Below are 19,494 nucleotides of genomic sequence, written 5' to 3'. Positions count from 1 at the left end.
ACATGCTGGATTTTCTGGCGCAAACGCTCGCGGGCAAAGCGCCAACACAGGGCGAAGGGGAAAATGCCCATCTGCGGTGGCAATGGTGGGATGAGGGCATTTTGACGCTCATTCCTCACCAGACCGCACAAAAAACGCTGGTGCTCTCGGCTGGGATTCACGGTAACGAGACGGCACCGGTAGAAATACTCGCCCAACTGGTGGATAGCCTGCTTGCGGGTGAGCTGGCGCTGGAATGGCGCGTGCTGGTGATTTTGGGTAATCCTGCGGCACTACGCAGCAATCAGCGTTTTCAGCACAGCGATATGAACCGCATGTTTGGCGGGCGCTGGCAGCAGTTTCCGGAAAGCATTGAAACTCAGCGCGCCGGTCGTCTTGAAAATGCCCTTGAATTGTTCCTCGCCCAAAGCGAAGAGACGGTTTGCTGGCACCTGGATATGCACACCGCGATCCGCAGCTCATATCATCCACGCTTTGGGGTGCTTCCGGCACGCGCATTACCTTACGACGAGGCTTTTCTCTCCTGGCTGGGCTGTGCGGGGCTGCAGGCGCTGGTGTTCCATCAGGCGCCGGGCGGCACGTTCACCCACTTCACCAGCGAGCATTTCAACGCATTAAGCTGCACTCTGGAGCTGGGCAAAGCGCAACCGTTCGGTGAGAACGACCTCGGCCAGTTTGAAGTCACAAAGCAGGCGTTGCAGGCATTGTTAAGCGGCCAACCCGCACCGGCGAGCGAAGGCGAACCGCTGCGCTATAAAGTGGCCCAGCAGATTACGCGCCACACGGACGCTTTCGTGTTGCATATGTCAGCGCAGACGCAAAACTTCACCGCCTTCCCGAAAGGCACATTACTCGCGGAAGATGGCGACACGCGCTATGTCGTGAAGGAAGATATCGAGTTTGTATTATTCCCTAATCCGAATGTCGCGACCGGGTTGCGCGCGGGCTTGATGTTGAGGGAGATATAGATACATACCAAAATGTAAGAGTGGTAGCTGCATCATTTACCTCTCATGATCTTTTTAGTGGTATGTATTATTAAGTTTAGTTATCAATAGCATACTCTCGGCATTGAAATGCTGAGAGTATTGCTATTTGAAAGATAATAAAAATAGAATATATAAATAACTTATTTCTCAAGCCTAATTATAAATTTAAAAAATGATTCTGTTAGTGTGAATTAGGGCTAGTTTAGAAAATGAGTTGATAACGATAGCTATCAATGTCAGCATTAATTTTTAATTCTGACAAAAAGGTAGTTAGCTATGAGTAATCTGATTTATGTAACAATTACCGGTAAGCAACAAGGTGTATTATCTGCTGGTTGCTCTTCCTATGATTCTATCGGTAATAAATTTCAGGAAAATCATTTAAATCAAATAATGGTTATTTCCATGGAACACTCAATAAACAGAGTGAAAAACGTTAATCATGGGCCACTTTCATTTGTTAAGTTTATTGATAAGTCCTCACCTCTTTTAGGTGTGGCAATATCAAATAATGAAGAGCTCGAACTTAAGTTTGATATGTATAGAGCATCATCATCTGGTTCTCAAGAACTCTATTATTCAATAACAGTAAGAAAAGCGTATTTGAATGGAGTTAGCATAATATACCCACATACGATTGATCACTCTGGTAACCAGCCAGAAGAAATGATCTCCCTAAATTATGAAACGATTACATGGGAACATCATGCTGCGGGTACTTCAGGTTATAGTATATGGGAAGATCGCGTTTTTTAGAGCGTTAAAATACTAATGATATGAAAGAAAAGGATAAAATTTCATGAATGAAATGGATGGAAAATTTTGCAACCCTCAAGGAAGAAATTTTCAGCGATGGGACATGATAGATGTTTCGATATGGAAATTACATTCGGATGATGCAGAGAATTATTGGGGCCAGCCTTATCTCTATCTTTATAAAGATTCCTTTATAAAATTCCACAAAACGTTAATCTTTACCTATGCCCAACAGGCAAAAATACCAGCGTTACTACTAGCTAGTGTTGCCTGGCAAGAGGCTGGTGGAAAGCCTGATGATTTAAAACCTCAAGTCTTGCTATTCAGGCAACTAATAGATTATTTTCATAAAAATAATGATTATTCTAACAAAGTGTCTATTGGTGTGGTAGCAATGCAAATAAGAGTGGTAGCCGAAACGCTAGGAATAGATCCCAGAACGTTATCCACTACCCAACAGCTACAAATTAGCCAATGTTTGCAAACGGATAGTTTCAATTTAAAAATAGTTGCGATGCACTTATATAACTTAATTAAGCATGACTATCCAAATGCCGACACTTTAAATTTAACGGATGAGCAACTTATCTTAGTTGGCGCTCGTTATAACCGTGGAGTTGAGAGGAAAAAAGATGATTTTATACAAGCAATATCGTTAGATGCTAAAGACCCGAGGCGCAATTATATTTCATATGGGTTGGCAATATTAAAGCGAAGGGAACATATAAAGAAACTTCTGGGGATAAGCTAATGAGTAAGATCCTACCTGTATCTATACTGGCAATGATAAAACCCTTTGCTCCTGCGTACTATGTGTTTTGCGTAGCCGTAATTTTTCTGTTCTCCTATATAGACTCTCCTCAACTCAGTGCTGATGACGCTACCTACACGCTATGTGAAATGCTGGAGAGTGGGGACGATAGCAGGGCGCTGTCTGTCCCTGTGACTCTTTTGTTAATGTTGCCATTATTTTTGAAGCTGTTTTTCTCTCTCAGAAGGAAAGAATACGTTTGGCCAGTATTCACCGTATTGCTATTTCTCTACTGGTGGTGGTCTTTCTTTGGTATTTACTTGTCTTGTTAAAATCAACGAATGCTACAAAGTGGGTGAAAATAACATCACCCACTTTTATAAAACTATCGCTCGTTAATGATTGATACAGATAAATCTTAGAAGATGCTTTTTTCAGCGCTCAAACTATTATACACTCTCTACACAATTCCTTTAAAATCATCATCTTGTTATATTCTGTTTCAATTTCTCTACGCTTTATCCTTATTCTCTTCATAATTGCTGCAATTTTGTTTTTTACCCTTTCAATGCTTTACCTGGGTTGGCTATTACTTGACGCACAACCCCGTAAACTTAATTTCGTCAACGCGGCACACTCGTCGCAGAAAAATCCAAATTATGATGAAGGATAATAATATGCGTAAATTAACAGCTCTCTTTGTTGCTTCAACTCTGGCTCTGGGCGCGGCGAACCTGGCGCATGCAGCTGACACCACTACGGCTGCAAAAACCGATGCACAAACGATGCACCACAAAGGTATGCGCGGCGGTCATCACGATATGATGTTTAAAGACCTGAACCTGACTGATGCGCAGAAACAGCAGGTGCGCGACATCATGAAAGACCAGCGCGGTAAAATGGAACGTCCTTCCGTAGAAGAGCGTCGTGCGGCGCATAGCATCATCGCCAGCGACAGCTTCGATAAAGCCAAGGCGCAGGCTCAGGTCGATAAAATGGCCGAGCAGAATAAAGCGCGCATGATGGCGCATATGGAAACGCAGAATAAGATCTACAACATTCTGACGCCTGAGCAGAAAAAACAATTTAATGCCAATTTTGAGAAGCGTCTGACAGAACGTCCTCAACATGAAGGTAAAATGCCTGCTGATCAGGAATAACCGATCGACTGACTCAAGACCGCCGGTCCTGTCCATAATAGCGATATCGCTGTGGACAGGACCGGCGGTTTTCTTTTTTGTAGGGTGGCGCCAGCAGCAGGAAACTATGCAATCTGCTGGGCGCTACTTAACATCGAACGAATCAACTGCTCGAGAAGCGGTTGCAACTGTGCTGCCCGTTCGGCACGCCAGGCGAACGGCGGCTCTTCATCCATATAATTGCACTGCGCCAGTTCCAGTTGAACCGCGTGAACACCTTGGGCCGGTTGGCCGTAGGCGCGGGTAATATAGCCGCCTTTAAAACGCCCGTTCGCCACCCAGCTAAAGTGCTTTTGCGAAGCGGCGCACGCGACCAGATGCTCTTCAATTAATTCATCACAGCTTTTACCGCTGTTGGTGCCGAAATTAAGATCCGGCAATTTGCCATCAAACAGGCGCGGAATATGGCTGGCGATGGAATGCGCATCAAACAGCAACGCGTAACCGTGCTCCGCTTTCAGTCTTTCCAGTTCGCTTTGCAATTGCTGATGGTAGGGCTGCCAGATGTTGTCCAGCGCGGCTTTGCGCTGTTCCGGGCTGGGTTCTTTACCCGCCACAAAAACCGGCCTGCCATCAAATAACGTTTCCGGATAAAGCCCGGTGGTCGCCGTGGTATAAAGCGGTTTGTCATCTGCGGGGCGGTTTAAATCGATAACCATGCGCGAATAGTTCCCGACTATCACGCTGGCACTCAGGGCATCAACAAAATCATACAGTTTGGGGATATGCCAGTCGGTATCCGGCAGCGGCTTTGCAGCATCGCTTAGCGCTGATTCCACTTCCGGCGTCAGCGCCGTACCTGCATGAGGGATACTGACCAGTAATGGCAATTTACCGCGGCTGAAATCAAAAGGTGTTGTCACGTTTCTCTCCCTGATAAATAACAGTGCAGGGCAATTGCCCCCCTAACCAATAGACCAGTTCTGCCGGACGCGCCACGGGCCAGTGCACAAAGTTGGCAACTTTTCCGCATTCGAGGCTGCCGTGGCTTTCGCGGATACCGAGGGCCTGCGCCGCGTGTAACGTCACCCCCGCGAGCGCTTCTTCCGGCGTTAAGCCAAACAATGTACACGCCATATTCAGCATCAAACGCAGCGAGAGCGCGGGCGACGTTCCGGGGTTTGAATCGCTTGCCACCGCCATCGGCACGCCATGTTTACGCAATGCTGCCACCGGAGGCTGCTGTTTTTCACGTAACAGGTAAAACGCGCCGGGGAGCAGAACGGCGACGGTATTCTCCGCCGCCATCGCTTGCGCATCGGCATCCGTAGCGTATTCGAGATGGTCGGCAGACAGAGCCTGGAAACGAGCGGCAAGGCTGCTGCCCCCCAGGGGGGAGAGTTGTTCGGCATGGAGTTTTACCGGCAAACCCAAATCGCGTGCGGCGGCAAAAACTTTTTCAGTTTGTGCAGGGCTGAAAGCGAGGTGCTCGCAAAACGCATCCACCGCATCGGCAAGTTTTTCTTGCGCGACGCGCGGCAATAACTGTTCGCAGACTACATCCACCCATTTGTCACCATTGCCGCTAAATTCCGGGGGAATGGCGTGTGCCGCAAGACAGGTGGCGAAGACGTCCACCGGCATAATTTCTGCGAGTTTACGAATCACGCGCAGCATTTTGATTTCGTTTTCGATATCCAGCCCGTAACCGGATTTGATTTCCACCGTCGTCACGCCCTCTTTCAATAAATGCTCAAGGCGGAGGCGGGCGGAATGGAGCAGATTATCCTCGTGGGCTTCTCGCGTGTGGCGAACGGTTGAGAGAATTCCACCGCCCTGGGCGGCAATCTCCGCATAACTTACCCCATTCAAACGCATCTCAAATTCGGCGCTACGATCGCCACCAAAAACCAGATGAGTATGGCAATCGATAAAGCCCGGCGTAACGATGCCGCCGTCAAAATGATGGTGCGCACGGGCGCTAATATCGGGCAGTTCATCGCGCGGGCCAATCCAGACGATTTTCCCCTGATGCACCGCAATAACGCCCTCGTCAATCAGGTGGTACTGGCCTTCCTTCATCGTGACAAGCGTTGCGCCGCTCCACAGGCTGTCGATGCTGCGAGGATAAGTCATGACATTCTCCACATCAGGTTGTATAGACAATTGACTACAAGCTAGCGCAGCATACACTTTCCATCAACCTGGATTGAAATTAGGTTTGCGTTACTCCTCATTAATCGCTAAATCATTGGCACCGCAAAAGAAGGAATCAAATCTATGCCAGCATTTTTTGCTCCCGTTGTGATGCTCCCGCAGGGTTGGGGACACAATGTGCGTATTACCGTCAATGAGCACGGGACGATCACTCATATTGAGGCTGGCGCAAGTGCTGAGAATGCGACGCTGCTTTCCGGCATTGTGATTCCTTCAATCCCGAACTTACATTCTCATGCGTTTCAGCGGGTGATGGCGGGCCTAACTGAGGTCGCAGGCGATCCGCAAGACAGCTTCTGGACGTGGCGCGATGTGATGTATCGCATGGTGCAAAAATTATCCCCGGAGCAAGTAGGTGCCATCGCGACCCGTTTGTATATCGATATGCTCAAAGGCGGCTACACCCAGGTCGCTGAATTTCATTATTTACATCATGACGTTAACGGAAAACCGTATGCGTCAGGTGATTTGATGCTACAGCAATTGGTGATGGCTGCCGATAACAGCGGAATAGGGCAAACGTTGTTGCCGGTGCTCTACAGCCATGCGGGCTTTGGGGCACAGACGCCGCAGGCCGGGCAAAAAAGATTTATTCAGGATGTCGACCGTTACCTGCGTCAGCAGCAAGCCCTGGCGAGCGCGTTGCGCCGCTATCCGCGCATAAATCATGGCCTGTGTTTCCACTCCTTACGAGCGGTGACGCAGGAGCAAATGGAAGACGTGCTGGAGGCGAGTGATTACCGCTTACCGGTACATATCCATATTGCCGAGCAGGAAAAAGAGGTTAACGACTGCGTAGCCTGGAGCGGCGAACGCCCGGTGGAGTGGTTATATAACCGCTTTGCCGTGGACGATCGCTGGTGCCTGGTTCACGCCACGCATTTGTCGGCTGAAGAGTTGACCCAAATTGTCGAAAGCCGCGCGGTGGCGGGATTATGCCCGACGACCGAGGCAAATCTAGGCGATGGTATTTTCCCGGCGACGCATTTTATCGCGCAGGGCGGGCACTGGGGTATTGGCTCTGACAGCCATGTTTCAGTCAGCGCGCTCGAAGAATTACGCTGGCTTGAGTACGCGCAGCGCCTGCGTGATAAACGTCGCAACCGCATTGTGCTGCCGGAATTGCCGCAGGTTGGGGAAGTACTCTGGCGGCAGGCGGCGGCGGGCGGGGCGCAGGCCTGCGGCGTGACGATGGGAATGATAGCCCTTGGGCAGCGCGCCGACTGGCTGGTGCTGGAAGCCGATCCCTGGTTGGCACATATTGAAGATTACGCGCTTATCAACCGCTGGTTATTTGGTGGAAAGAGCGAACAAATTAGAGACGTGTGGGTTGCCGGAAAACAGGTGATAACTGACAGGCAGCACCCGCTTGATGAACAAAGTGATGCACAGTTTGCGCAGGTGATGCGCACCCTTCAGGAGTGGTGATGGAATTTTTTGATATACGGAAAGTGCCCGTCAGCTTATGGCGTAACGGGGCCGGAGAAACCCGAGAGATTTGCTGCTTTCCGCCCGCAACGCGGGATTTCAACTGGCGTGCCAGTATCGCCTCCATCGCCAGCAGTGGCGAGTTCTCGGCTTTCCCTCAGGTTGACCGCGTCATCACCTTGCTCGAAGGAGGTGAAGTGGTTCTGGATGCCGGAAAGGCGTTTCGGCATACCCTCAAACACTTTCAGCCCTTTGCCTTTGCCGGTGATTACACGGTGAAAGCCGAGCTGAAACAGGGTATGTCGATGGATTTTAATATCATGACGCACCGCGATCGTTGCCGCGCCAAAGTGCGTGTGGCGGATCGCACTTTTACCACGTTTGCGCCTCGCGGCGGCATTGTTTATGTCCTGAGCGGCGCGTGGCAACTGGGTGACAAACTGCTGACGCCAGAGCAGGGCGCGTGGTGGCAAGATGGCCGCCACACTCTGCGGTTATTGAAATCTGAAGGGAAGGTGTTGTTTAGCGAAATCACCTACCTATAAATTTTTGCCATTAAAACTGCCGACCAACTGATAACGCGAGCCCGGATATAACAGCCGGGCGACCGTTACCACCTGCGAATGGTGCCAGGTCCGGCGGGAAATCAACAGGCAAGGCTGGCTGGCGGTCACTTCCAGCAGCCCTTGCTGTGTTTCATCCGCCAGCACCGCTTCAACGATGTGTTCCCCTGAGGTCAGCGGCGCAACTTCGCTGAGATAGTGGTGCGGCGTGAACAGGCGGAAGTCTTGCCGCAGATAGTCCGTCGCCAGCGACGGGTTCACATAGCGTGTTTCCAGTTGTACCGCCATATCGTTATCGTAATGAACCAGTTGCGAGTAAAACAGTGCGTCACCGACGTTAATCGAAAACGCATGCGCCAGGTGTTCATCCGCTTTTACTTGCTCAAGGGCGATGATCTGGTTGCGATAATGATGACCGCGCGCGGTAATTTCCTCGGCAATACTGCCCACTTCCAGCATCGCCGTATGGCCTTTTTGCTCCGCCACGAATGTCCCGACGCCTTGCATCCGCACCAGCCAGCCCTCTCCGGTCAGTTCCCGTAGCGCACGGTTAATGGTCATTCGGCTGACATTAAGCGCATTCACTAGTTCTGTTTCTGACGGCACCCGCTGGTGGGCAAGCCAGTTACCGCTGCGTATCTGGCTGATGATTCCCTGCTTAACCCGCAGATAAATTGGTGCGGGTAAATCACTGATGGCGGCGCGAAGCTGGGTCAGAGCGTCAGTCATGGGCTACTCCATATTTCATTTTGCAGCGAAAGCGCGATCCGGCTCACTGTTCAATAAAAATTTCCTATGACCTGCTGGCGGCCATTTGGGTTTATTAGATAGGTTGTCTATACAACTCTATACGTTCATACGAATTGATGCCATCAGGATGTCACTATGTCGCTGCAAAAAAAGCTTTGCTCTCTTACTCCGGGGCGCGTAACGCTCGCCACGCTGCGTGAAATTTATCATGGAAGCGTGACGCTAAGTCTTGATCCCCAGGCCATTGATGCGGTCGTGAAATCCCAACAAACCGTGGAAGCTATCGTCAACCATGGGGATGTGGTTTACGGCATTAATACGGGGTTTGGCAAACTGGCGCAAACCACCATTGCCAAGGACCATCTGGCGGAATTGCAGCGCAATCTGGTGCTTTCCCATAGCGTAGGGCTTGGAAAGCCGCTGCCGGATGACGTGGTACGCCTGGTGATGGCGAGCAAAATTATCAGTCTTGCGCGCGGGCATTCCGGCGTCCGTATGAGCGTTATCGAGAGTTTGCTGCGTCTGTTTAATGCGGGCGTAATGCCAGTGATTCCGGAAAAAGGATCGGTTGGCGCGTCGGGCGATCTCGCCCCGCTGGCGCATCTTTCGTTGATGCTGCTGGGTGAAGGCAATGTGCGCCTTAACGGCGAGGAAATTCCCGCCGTTGACGGGTTAAAAATCGCGGGTGTAGAGCCATTGGTGTTGGGCCCAAAAGAAGGGTTGGCCCTGTTAAACGGCACTCAGGTTTCTACGGCGCTGGCGCTGCGTGGTTTGTTTGAAGGTGAAAAAGTTTTTGGTGCCGGGTTGGTTGCAGGGGCGCTGTCTCTTGAGGCGATTAAAGGCTCGGTGAAACCGTTTGATGCGCGCATTCATGAAGCACGTGGGCAAACAGGGCAAATTGACGTTGCGGTGGCGGTCAGAGCGCTGCTGGCGGATAGCGAAATTGTCGACTCCCATCAGCACTGCGGGCGTGTGCAGGATCCGTATTCCATTCGTTGTGTGCCGCAGGTGATGGGCGCATGCCTGGATAACCTGCGCCATGCCGCTCGCGTGCTGCAAATCGAAGCCAACGCCGCGTCCGATAATCCACTGGTGTTTAGCGAAACCGGCGAAGTGATTTCCGGCGGTAATTTCCATGCCGAACCGGTGGCGTTTGCCGCCGATATTATCGCCCTGGCGGTGGCCGAAATCGGTGCGATTTCCGAGCGCCGCCTGGCATTGCTGCTGGACACCGGGCTTTCTGGCCTGCCGCCGTTCCTGGTGAAAGAGGGCGGGATTAACTCCGGGTTTATGATTGCCCAGGTCACTGCCGCCGCACTGGCCTCTGAAAATAAATCCCTGGCGCATCCTGGCAGCGTGGACAGTTTACCCACCTCGGCAAACCAGGAAGATCACGTTTCGATGGCAACCTATGCCGCGCGCCGCCTCGGCGATATGTGCTTTAACACCGCCGCCGTCGTAGGAATAGAAGCGATGGCCGCAGCTCAGGGTATAGAATTTTCGCGCCCGCTGCGCAGTTCGGCATTAATGGAGCAGGTCTTTAGCGCTATTCGCGAGCGTGTCGCTTTCCTCGATAAAGACCGCCTGTTAGCCCCTGATATTGAAAGCATGCGCCAGTGGGGTGCCAGCGGCGAATTACCTGCGGTGATTACTCAACTCTTTCCTTCTACAGCGGCCTGATGCCGGGAGCCAGCACAATGACTGAATCTGTAAAACAGGCGGTAGCCCGCACGGTACGCGCGCCACATGGCAGCACACTGCATTGCGAAAACTGGCTGATCGAAGCCGCTTATCGCATGATCCAAAATAACCTTGATCCAGATGTTGCGGAGCGCCCGGAAGATCTGGTGGTGTACGGCGGGATCGGCAAAGCCGCGCGTAACTGGGACTGTTTTGAGCAGATCCTCACGTCGTTGCGGAACCTTAAAGCCGACGAAACCCTGCTGGTGCAATCAGGTAAACCCGTCGGGATTTTCCGCACGCATGCGGATGCGCCGCGCGTATTGATCGCCAACTCTAACCTGGTGCCGCACTGGGCAACCTGGGATCATTTCCATGAGCTCGATAAAGCCGGCTTGATGATGTACGGCCAAATGACGGCGGGCTCATGGATTTACATCGGTGCGCAGGGCATCGTGCAGGGGACATTTGAAACCTTTGCTGAAGCGGGGCGCCAGCACTATGGCGGCGATTTGCGCGGCAAGTGGATTTTGACCGCAGGCCTGGGGGGAATGGGTGGCGCACAGCCACTGGCCGGTGTGCTGGCAGGGGCTTCGGTATTAACCATTGAGTGCCAGGAGTCGCGCATTGATTTCCGCTTGCGCACCCGTTATCTCGATTATAAAGCGACAAATCTTGATGAAGCCCTGGCGATGATTGAGCAGGCAAACGTGGAGAAAAAGGCTATTTCCGTAGGACTGCTGGGGAACGCGGCTGAATTGCTGCCAGAACTGGTAAAACGTGCCAAAGCGGGCGGCATCAGGCCCGATATTGTGACCGATCAAACCTCGGCGCACGATCCGGTCAACGGTTATTTACCCCAGGGTTGGACGGTTGAACGCTGGCAGAGCGAGCGAAGCTCACAGCCCAAAGTGGTTGAGAAAGCGGCTCGTGCGTCAATGGCTGTTCACGTTCAGGCGATGCTTGATTTTTGGGAAATGGGCGTCCCGACCGTGGATTATGGGAACAATATTCGCCAGGTAGCGTTTGATGAAGGTGTTAAGAATGCCTTTGATTTCCCGGGCTTTGTTCCGGCGTATATTCGCCCGCTGTTCTGCGAAGGCAAAGGGCCGTTCCGCTGGGTGGCGCTTTCTGGCGATCCGGAAGATATTGCTAAAACGGATGCGAAACTTAAAGCGTTGTTCCCGGATAACCAAAATTTGCACCGCTGGCTGGATATGGCGCAAGAGCGAATAGCCTTCCAGGGCTTACCCGCGCGTATTTGCTGGTTAGGGCTGGGGGAACGCCATCTCGCCGGGTTAGCGTTTAACGAAATGGTGCGCAACGGCGAGCTGAAAGCGCCGGTGGTGATTGGCCGCGACCATCTGGACTGCGGTTCAGTGGCCTCGCCAAATCGTGAAACCGAGGCGATGAAAGACGGTTCAGACGCGGTTTCCGACTGGCCGTTACTGAACGCGCTGTTAAATACCGCAGGGGGCGCAACGTGGGTGAGTCTGCATCACGGCGGCGGCGTGGGGATGGGGTTCTCGCAGCATGCGGGCGTGGTGATTGTTGCAGACGGCACGCCAGAAGCCGCGGTGCGATTAGGGCGAGTGCTGTGGAATGACCCGGCAACGGGCGTGATGCGCCACGCCGATGCGGGTTATGAGCGCGCGGTGGAATGCGCTCATCAGCACGATTTAAACCTTCCTATGGTGGAATAATACGTTAGCCATAACGGCGGGTTGCCAGCCAACACAAAAGCGACCCGCCAACCACCATCGCAACACCCTGCCAGAATGCCCAACCGGGATGTAGTCCTAACCATAAACTGGCGATTAACGCGGAAAGTACCGGGGTAAAATACGAGGCTGTCGCCAGCAACGTCATATTTCCACGCTGGATGCCATGATTCCAGGCCGAATAAGCGACCGCCGTTGAAATACCCATAAACAGCAGTTGCAGCGACGAAGGCCACGTAAAGTGCATCGGTGCTTCGTTGACGAAGGTGAACTTGGCCCACAGCACGAGGGCGGTGGCGCAGAAAAACAGCGAGACGCCATTTTTGCCTTCGCTCCAGCGGCGCGTAATATTGCAGTACAGCGCCCAGATTAGCGCGGCGGCAAAAGCCAGGCCGTACGCCAGCGGATTATCGAGAATGTTGTGCCACATCTGCAATGGCGACCATGCTCCATCGCCTTTCATCACCTGAATAATTCCCGCCAGAGAAAGTGCCAGCCCCGGCCAGAGCCATAAATTACTGCGTTGTTGGTTGATAAACAGCGCCAGGAGAATCGTCAGGCTGGGCCACAAATAGTTGATCATGCCCAGTTCCAGCGACTGAGCGCGGCTATGGGCAAGCCCGATTGCCAGCGCAAGGCTGATTTCGTAGGTGACAAACAATGCGCCACCCATCCACAAATAGCGGGGCGGGATTTCACGGATTTTGGGTAAACCACGCGCCAGACAGAGGCAAACCGCGCTGACAGTGTAAATCAGTGCTGCACCGCCCACCGGGCCAAAGTGTTCGCTAATACTGCGCAGTAAACCAACCGACGTGCTCCAGAGAAGAATGGCGAGGAGGCCGAAAACGGTGGCGCGTTGGGTAGCACTGTTCATGCGATCTCGAAATGTGTCGGGTGGCGATGCGCTTACCCGACCTGCGTGGAAGAATTGAATAACCGTTAACGTAGGGCGGATAAGCTTGCGCCATCCGCCGCTTCACAGGTAAAACAGCTTACTTTTTCCAGAAGTCATCAAACACGGTGATCGGCGGGCGACGTTTGTGTTCGGTTTTCAGATACCAGCCTTCGATGATTTTGCTGGTGGCTTCGTCCAGCGTTTTACCTTCCAGATAATCATCGATCTGCTCGTAAGTGACGCCAAGGGCGGCTTCATCCGGCAGAGAAGGGCGATCGTCTTCGAGATCCGCAGTTGGCGCTTTCTGGTAAAGATGTTCAGGGCAGCCCAGGGTTTTAAGCAGTGCTTTCCCCTGGCGTTTATTCAGACGGAAAATCGGGTTGATGTCGGTGCCGCCGTCGCCGTATTTGGTGAAGAAACCGGTCACCGCTTCGGCACCGTGATCCGTACCCACAACGACGCCTTTGGTCATGCCCGCGATGCTGTACTGGGCTTTCATACGTTCGCGCGCTTTTTCATTGCCGCGAATAAAATCGCTCAGTTCAATGCCCGCTTCGCGCAGCGCCTGTTCGCTGGCCAGCACAGCGCCTTTGATATTCACTGTTAGAACGCGGTCGGGCTGGATAAACGCGATGGCGTCCTGGCAGTCTTGCTCGTCGGCCTGCACGCCAAACGGCAAACGTACCGCGATAAATTGATAGCTTTCGTCACCGGTTTCTTCGCGAATTTCGTTGATGGCGAGCTGGCACAGTTTCCCGGTCAGGGTTGAGTCCTGGCCGCCGCTGATACCCAATACCAGAGACTTAATAAAGGAATATTTTTTCAGGTAGGACTTCAGGAAATCGACGCTGACACGGATTTCTTGTTGCGGATCGACCTGCGGTTTAACCCCTAACGCCTGAATGATTTCTTGTTGCAGTGCCATCTAACCCTCCGGTTACGGTATGCCTGCGCGCAGGCAGCCAAAGTCATCTTTTGTTAAAGCTACCCGTTTGTGGTTAAAACGACAAGACTCATGCTGCTACGTTGGAACCATTTGGCGCGAATTAGAACGATTGAGAGCTAACCTGGTGTTTTGTCTAATAATCCTAAAATGCGTTCATTTAGTCCGATTAGTTGAAAAATGCGGTTTTGTATTCCAGGCTTACCTGACACGCATGAGCAATACCCTGAAAAATGAGGATATAATATGAACAAGAAATTAGTGGGAATGTTAAGTGCTGCGGCAGTTATGACAATGCTTGCAGGTTGTACCGCTTATGACCGCACCAAAGATCAGGTGGCGACGCCGGTTGTGAAAGATGTGAAAAAAGGGATGAGCCGTGAGCAAGTCCAGCAGGTGGCTGGTAAACCGTCTTCTGAAGTCACAATGATTCACGCACGTGGTACTTGCCAGACTTATATTCTTGGCCAGCGTGATGGCAAAACCGAAACTTACTTCGTAGCGCTTGATGACACCGGTCATGTTATGAATTCGGGTTATCAGACCTGTGCGGAATACGATACCGATCCGCAGACCAAACAGAAGTAATTCCCTCTTCAGTAAAAAAGCCGTCACGTTTGTGACGGCTTTTTTATTTGCTACGCGGGCAGGTGAGCGATTTTACTGTCGCGCGCCCAGACCCGATGGGCGGCAAGAAGTTTAAGGAATTCACTGGTGAATTTGGCAGTGACAGTGTCACCTTCAACGACACCTTCTTCTCCCTGGGCATCAATGCCCAGTTTCGCTTTAAACTGGCGCGCATCTCCGGCAAGGCCAATGACTTTCAGATGCTTATACGCCTCCAGCAGATAGTAGGCCGCATCGCCGTTATTCAGAATGGATTTCAAATCGCCCCCCGGCACAATCACCGCATCCACCGTCACCGACGGGGAACCGGTGAAGGTGGCCGCGATAGGCAGCAGGGAACCATCATCTGCGCTAATTTCGCCCATCCGCGAGAAGAGTAGTTTGGTATGCACGCCTTGCGCTTTTAATGCCTTCATGGTGGCTAAGACATCTGCAGCATTGGTGGTTTCATTGAGTAAAATCGCCACTACACGGCCTTTCACTGTGCCGCTCGGCACTGCGTACAAACTCAGACTCGGATCTTTCTTCAGGCCGTTCACGTCTTTTGGTGGTGCGACGTGCATCTGCTCATCGGACAGCTCAATACCCAGATTTTCCGCGACCGGTTGGGCGAGAGAAATATCAATATGGGTCAGATGATCTAACACTCTTTCACGGATATAAGGCCTTGCAACCTTCGATAACTCAAAGCTAAACGCGTTGATAATATGCTGCTGCTCGACAGGCGTCTGGCTTTGCCAGAACAGACGAGGCTGAGAATAGTATTCCCCGAACGACGGGCTGCGCTCACGAACTTTATGCCCTTCGACGCGTTCCTGATAACTTTCAAAGCCGCCGCGTTTCGGGCCTGGAGGCGTTTCGCGCGGCCAGTTATCGTTGATGGAGTTTGGTTCGTAATTGGCTGGATTGCTGTCGATATCCATGCGGTGCATGCCGTCACGCTGGAAATTGTGATACGGGCACACAGGGCGGTTAATCGGGATTTCATGGAAGTTCGGGCCGCCGAGGCGGCTAATTTGTGTATCGGTGTAGGAGAACAAACGCCCCTGCAATAGCGGGTCATTACTGAAATCCAGGCCGGGAACGATGTGGCCGGGATGGAACGCCGCCTGTTCGTTTTCCGCGAAAAAGTTATCCGGATTACGGTTGAGCGTCATTTTGCCAACAAGATGAACAGGGACCAGCTCTTCCGGAATTAATTTGGTCGGATCAAGCAAATCGAAGTCGTATTTAAACTCATCTTCTTCAGGAATTAATTGCAGGCCCAGTTCATATTCCGGGAAATCACCTGCTTCAATAGATTCCCAAAGATCGCGGCGGTGGAAATCGGGATCGCGCCCGGTCAGTTTTTGTGACTCGTCCCAAACCAGGGAGGCTTTACCCGCCGTAGGTTTCCAGTGGAAGCGAACGAATGTGGCTTTGCCTTCGGCATTGATCATACGGAAAGTATGGATGCCGAAACCTTCCATGGTGCGATAGCTGCGCGGCAGGCCACGGTCAGACATCGCCCAGATGACGTTGTGCAGCGTTTCGGGTTGCAGGGAGACATAATCCCAGAAAGTATCGTGGGCGCTGCCACCTTGCGGAATAGCCCAGTGTGGCTCGGGTTTTACGGCGTGGACGAAATCCGGAAATTTATGCGCGTCCTGAATGAAAAATACCGGGGTGTTATTGCCCACTAAATCGAAAATACCTTCTTCGGTATAAAACTTGGTGGCAAATCCGCGAATATCACGCACGGTATCGGCTGAACCCGCGCCGCCTTGTACCGTAGAAAAGCGGACAAAAACAGGGGTGATTTTATCCGGGTCAGAAAGGAAATCGGCTTTGGTTACGTCCGCCATATTTTTGTAGGGCTGGAAGTAGCCGTGTGCCGCGGAACCGCGCGCATGAACGATACGCTCGGGAATACGCTCATGGTCAAAATGGGTGATTTTTTCCCGCAGGATAAAATCTTCAAGCAGCGTAGGCCCACGCGTTCCCGCGCGCAATGAGTTCTGATCGTCGGCGATGCGTACGCCCTGATTGGTGGTGAGCGGGAAGTTTTCCCCATCTTTACGATGCACATCAAGCGATTTTAGTTTTTCGTTAGAGGTGTCCGGGCTTTTAAAACTGCCTGGTGCGGTAGGCTGAGCTCCCGGTGGGCTAGGATCGGTGGTGGGTTTGTGAGATCCATCTTCTGGGGCCAGCGAGTCCATACCGGGTCTGGATTCATCGGCGTCGTGTATGGGTGCACTATGATTTAACGGGTGTTTATCGTGCTTCGACATTAACTCATCTCCTGTTCTTGTCTTGTTATAACGATGCTTTGAAGAGCCAAAACAGCTTTAACTATAGAACAAGGTCATCTCAACGCGAGACGAGGAGGGGCATTCTCCGCTATCATAGTGAAGTTGTTCATCTATTTAGTTTTGATTCCATAGCCTATGAAACCGTTGCGCCAACCAAATACTCGTCCCGTTATTACGTATCGACCGCGTGTTGAACCTGCGCCGCCAGCCCATGCATGGCGAGTAGAAGGATTTAAAGATGTGTGGATGCTACGCAATCGCTATGTGGCTTTTGTGCTGGTGGGGGATGCATTTCGCCAGTCGCCGCCTTTTACCTTGCCGGAATCGGCACAGCGCTGGGCGACGCAGGTTAGACATGAGAATGAGATTTAAGGGCTGGGATGAGGTTTCTACGCGAAACCTGGTTTCCGAATAACGGTGGATTTACCCGCCGTTGCTGATCTGTTCAAACACTTCACATCCCGTATCATTGCCTTCGGTGCAGCTCAGGTTCAGCCACTGCAACGCCCGTTGTTTATTGACAGCGATAAAACCTTTCTCTCCGTTTAAAAAGAGCATTCCAGCCCAGTATTCTGCATAACCTGAACGGGAAATCACCGAGCTGCGCTTAAACCAGAATGTCGCTTTTTCATCGTCTTGCGGAACACCGACGCCGCTTGCGTAAAGCAAACCTAAGAACATCTGTGCGTCGACGGCTGAATCACTTTCAATATCTTGCGAGGCACTTTCCAGCAGCTTGATGGCGGCAGGGTAATCCGTTTTAGCCGCCTGAGTGTTAACGAGAATACGCGCAAGCGTTACTTTCCCTGCCAGGCTACCGCGCTGTACGGCCTGCTCCGCTAGCGGTTGAGCCTGCTTAAAATCCGCTGTGGCGGGGTTATGAATTTTTAGCTGCGCGAGTAACGCCAGAGCATCCGCATCGCCCTGAGCCGCCGATTTTGCCGCCCAGCTTTCTGCTTGCTGATATTCGCCTGCGCTGAATAGGGTGTCCGCCAGATAAAATTGGGCGCGGCTGTCACCGGCTTGCGCATGCTTCAGATAAGGGTTGTCAGGCATTTCTGCCCATGCCGTAGACATGCAAATGAAGAACAGGATACAGAGTCGTTTCATAGAGGAAAGGGGTCCGTAGAAGGCGCTAGAGTTATGGCTCCCTATGCGGGGGCTCTAAGTTATAGATAAAAAAACGGCTCCTTTCACAGGAGCCGTTGTATTGTCGCAGATTCTACAGTTGTTTTGCTACTGGTTAACGATGCGCCAGTTCAGCTTCTTCATCACTGTTCAGTAATTCTTTATCGGTCTGTTTCATCAGTTGGCTGGTGATAGTCCCGGCGGTCATAGACCCGCTGACGTTCAGAGCGGTACGACCCATATCGATCAACGGCTCAACGGAAATCAGCAGGGCCACCAGCGTTACCGGCAGGCCCATGGCTGGCAGAACAATCAGCGCGGCGAATGTTGCCCCGCCGCCGACACCTGCAACACCTGCGGAGCTTACGGTTACGATACCGACAAGCGTAGCAATCCATACCGGATCAAGCGGGTTAATACCAACGGTTGGCGCAACCATCACGGCAAGCATAGCAGGGTACAGACCCGCACAGCCGTTCTGGCCAATTGTTGCCCCGAAGGAGGCCGCAAAGCTTGCGATAGATTCAGGCACACCCAGACGGCGAGTTTGTGCTTCCACGTTCAATGGAATACTTGCTGCACTGGAGCGGCTGGTGAACGCGAATGTCAGTACCGGCCAAACTTTACGGAAGTATTTCAGCGGGCTGACGCCGTTAACGGCCAGCAGTACCGCGTGTACGCCGAACATAATCGCCAGACCCAGGTAAGACGCTACCACGAAGCTACCGAGTTTGATGATGTCTTGCAGGTTTGAACCGGCAACTACTTTGGTCATCAGGGCAAGCACGCCGTATGGCGTCAGTTGCATCACCAGACGCACCAGTTTCATCACCCAGCTTTGCAGAGTATCAATGGCAACCAGTACACGCTCGCCTTTCGGCGCGTCGTCTTTGAGCAATTTCAGGGCAGCAACACCCAGGAAGGCGGCGAAAATTACGACGCTAATGATTGACGTCGGGTTAGCCCCGGTCAGGTCAGCAAACGGGTTTTTCGGCACGAAGGACAAAATCAATTGCGGAACGCTCAGGTCAGCAACTTTACCCACGTAAGTGGTTTCGATTGCGCTCAGACGGGCCGTTTCTGCGGTACCTTGAACCAGACCTTCCGCTGTCAAACCAAACAGGTTGGTGACCAGCACACCGACAAGCGCAGAAATTAACGTGGTAAATAGCAGCGTCCCGATAGTCAGAACGCTGATTTTACCTAATGAAGAGGCATTATGCAGGCGTGCAACCGCGCTCAAAATAGAGGCGAACACTAAAGGCATGACGATCATCTGCAACAGTTGTACATAGCCGTTACCGACGACGTTAAACCATTGGATTGATTGTTTGAGGACCGGGCTGTCTTCACCATAGATAGTGTGCAGCGCAAGGCCAAACACGACGCCGATAACCAAACCGAGCAGTACTTTTTTAGCCAGACTCCACTGCTTGTGGCGAGTTTGCGCCAGCAATAGCAGCAGAATAACGAACACGATAACGTTCGCTATAAGTGGAAAATTCATCCCCGTTTCTCCTGAGTGGATTATTGATAGATGGACTGATTGCCATCTTTATTCTGTAAATCGTACCAGAAGCGAATAACGACGCTTATATTCAAAAAGAATTGTT

The 19,494-nt window shown here is 51.9% G+C and carries 19 protein-coding genes; 11 read left to right on the top strand and 8 right to left on the bottom strand.

The features are described from left to right. Positions 1–2: 2 nt before the first annotated feature. From astE to spy, 5 genes are all read left to right on the top strand, one after another. Positions 3–968 (top strand): succinylglutamate desuccinylase, encoded by a 966-nt coding sequence (gene astE / locus AB1E22_RS01000; RefSeq protein ID WP_367593663.1) that lies wholly within the window; start codon positions 3–5, stop codon positions 966–968. Positions 969–1,265: 297 nt separating this feature from the next. Beyond that, on the top strand, positions 1,266–1,745 hold the full coding sequence (locus AB1E22_RS00995; protein WP_367593662.1) for an Hcp family type VI secretion system effector: 480 nt from the start codon (positions 1,266–1,268) through the stop codon (positions 1,743–1,745). Positions 1,746–1,788: 43 nt separating this feature from the next. Continuing rightward, positions 1,789–2,496, top strand: coding sequence for a hypothetical protein (locus tag AB1E22_RS00990; RefSeq protein ID WP_367593661.1), 708 nt, complete (start codon positions 1,789–1,791; stop codon positions 2,494–2,496). Continuing rightward, entirely contained in the window at positions 2,496–2,828 is a 333-nt protein-coding gene (locus AB1E22_RS00985) for a DUF2645 family protein (protein WP_367593660.1), read from the top strand. The genes AB1E22_RS00990 and AB1E22_RS00985 overlap by 1 nt, the downstream gene beginning before the upstream one ends. Positions 2,829–3,173: 345 nt before the next feature. After that, on the top strand, positions 3,174–3,656 hold the full coding sequence (gene spy, locus AB1E22_RS00980; protein WP_367593659.1) for an ATP-independent periplasmic protein-refolding chaperone Spy: 483 nt from the start codon (positions 3,174–3,176) through the stop codon (positions 3,654–3,656). 104 nt (positions 3,657–3,760) lie between these two features. Here spy and hutG read toward each other — a convergent pair whose 3' ends face one another. Continuing rightward, positions 3,761–4,558, bottom strand: coding sequence for an N-formylglutamate deformylase (gene hutG / locus AB1E22_RS00975; RefSeq protein WP_367593658.1), 798 nt, complete (start codon positions 4,556–4,558; stop codon positions 3,761–3,763). Beyond that, positions 4,542–5,771 (bottom strand): imidazolonepropionase, encoded by a 1,230-nt coding sequence (hutI, locus tag AB1E22_RS00970; RefSeq protein WP_367593657.1) that lies wholly within the window; start codon positions 5,769–5,771, stop codon positions 4,542–4,544. Before hutI ends, hutG begins: the two co-directional genes overlap by 17 nt. A 144-nt stretch (positions 5,772–5,915) precedes the next feature. Between hutI and AB1E22_RS00965 the strand changes: the two genes are divergently transcribed. Together AB1E22_RS00965 and ves are read left to right on the top strand one after the other, a co-directional pair. After that, entirely contained in the window at positions 5,916–7,280 is a 1,365-nt protein-coding gene (locus AB1E22_RS00965) for a formimidoylglutamate deiminase (RefSeq protein WP_367593656.1), read from the top strand. Next, the gene (gene ves / locus AB1E22_RS00960; protein WP_367593655.1) at positions 7,280–7,825 is read left to right on the top strand and encodes an environmental stress-induced protein Ves; all 546 of its coding nucleotides are present in this window, start codon (positions 7,280–7,282) and stop codon (positions 7,823–7,825) included. The genes AB1E22_RS00965 and ves overlap by 1 nt, the downstream gene beginning before the upstream one ends. On the opposite strand, the gene hutC is transcribed toward ves, so the two are convergent. Next, a complete protein-coding gene (hutC, locus tag AB1E22_RS00955; protein WP_367593654.1) occupies positions 7,820–8,572 on the bottom strand; it encodes a histidine utilization repressor in 753 nt (250 codons plus the stop codon). The genes ves and hutC overlap by 6 nt on opposite strands. A gap of 156 nt (positions 8,573–8,728) precedes the next feature. On the opposite strand from hutC, the gene hutH reads away from it, so the two are divergent. Then, positions 8,729–10,273 carry a histidine ammonia-lyase gene (gene hutH / locus AB1E22_RS00950; protein ID WP_367593653.1) on the top strand — a complete coding sequence of 515 codons (1,545 nt, stop codon included), beginning with the start codon at positions 8,729–8,731 and terminating at the stop codon, positions 10,271–10,273. Positions 10,274–10,290: 17 nt separating this feature from the next. Then, a complete protein-coding gene (hutU, locus tag AB1E22_RS00945; RefSeq protein WP_367593652.1) occupies positions 10,291–11,976 on the top strand; it encodes a urocanate hydratase in 1,686 nt (561 codons plus the stop codon). A gap of 4 nt (positions 11,977–11,980) precedes the next feature. Here the strand turns inward: hutU and yddG are convergent, their stop codons facing one another. Beyond that, complete coding sequence (gene yddG / locus AB1E22_RS00940) at positions 11,981–12,871, bottom strand: aromatic amino acid DMT transporter YddG (protein WP_367593651.1); 891 nt, start codon at positions 12,869–12,871, stop codon at positions 11,981–11,983. Between the two features lie 118 nt (positions 12,872–12,989). After that, positions 12,990–13,817 (bottom strand): ammonia-dependent NAD(+) synthetase, encoded by an 828-nt coding sequence (gene nadE / locus AB1E22_RS00935; protein WP_367593650.1) that lies wholly within the window; start codon positions 13,815–13,817, stop codon positions 12,990–12,992. Positions 13,818–14,081: 264 nt separating this feature from the next. Here nadE and osmE point away from each other — a divergent pair, with 264 nt between their 5' ends. Further along, positions 14,082–14,423, top strand: a complete 342-nt coding sequence (osmE, locus tag AB1E22_RS00930; RefSeq protein ID WP_367593649.1) for an osmotically-inducible lipoprotein OsmE — start codon at positions 14,082–14,084, stop codon at positions 14,421–14,423. A 50-nt stretch (positions 14,424–14,473) separates the two neighbouring features. Here the strand turns inward: osmE and katE are convergent, their stop codons facing one another. Beyond that, the gene (gene katE / locus AB1E22_RS00925) at positions 14,474–16,732 is read right to left on the bottom strand and encodes a catalase HPII (RefSeq protein WP_367593648.1); all 2,259 of its coding nucleotides are present in this window, start codon (positions 16,730–16,732) and stop codon (positions 14,474–14,476) included. A 156-nt stretch (positions 16,733–16,888) separates the two neighbouring features. Between katE and cedA the strand changes: the two genes are divergently transcribed. Continuing rightward, complete coding sequence (gene cedA / locus AB1E22_RS00920) at positions 16,889–17,125, top strand: cell division activator CedA (RefSeq protein ID WP_367593647.1); 237 nt, start codon at positions 16,889–16,891, stop codon at positions 17,123–17,125. Positions 17,126–17,176: 51 nt separating this feature from the next. Here cedA and AB1E22_RS00915 read toward each other — a convergent pair whose 3' ends face one another. Next, complete coding sequence (locus AB1E22_RS00915; RefSeq protein WP_437178402.1) at positions 17,177–17,830, bottom strand: tetratricopeptide repeat protein; 654 nt, start codon at positions 17,828–17,830, stop codon at positions 17,177–17,179. Between the two features lie 166 nt (positions 17,831–17,996). Next, the gene (locus tag AB1E22_RS00910; RefSeq protein ID WP_367593645.1) at positions 17,997–19,388 is read right to left on the bottom strand and encodes an L-cystine transporter; all 1,392 of its coding nucleotides are present in this window, start codon (positions 19,386–19,388) and stop codon (positions 17,997–17,999) included. Positions 19,389–19,494: the final 106 nt, after the last annotated feature.

The organism is Buttiauxella gaviniae, from assembly GCF_040786275.1.
Classification (GTDB): Bacteria; Pseudomonadota; Gammaproteobacteria; order Enterobacterales; family Enterobacteriaceae; genus Buttiauxella; species Buttiauxella gaviniae_A.
The sequence above is the reverse complement of the archived record's forward strand: the minus strand, read 5'-3'. Positions and strand labels throughout refer to the sequence as shown.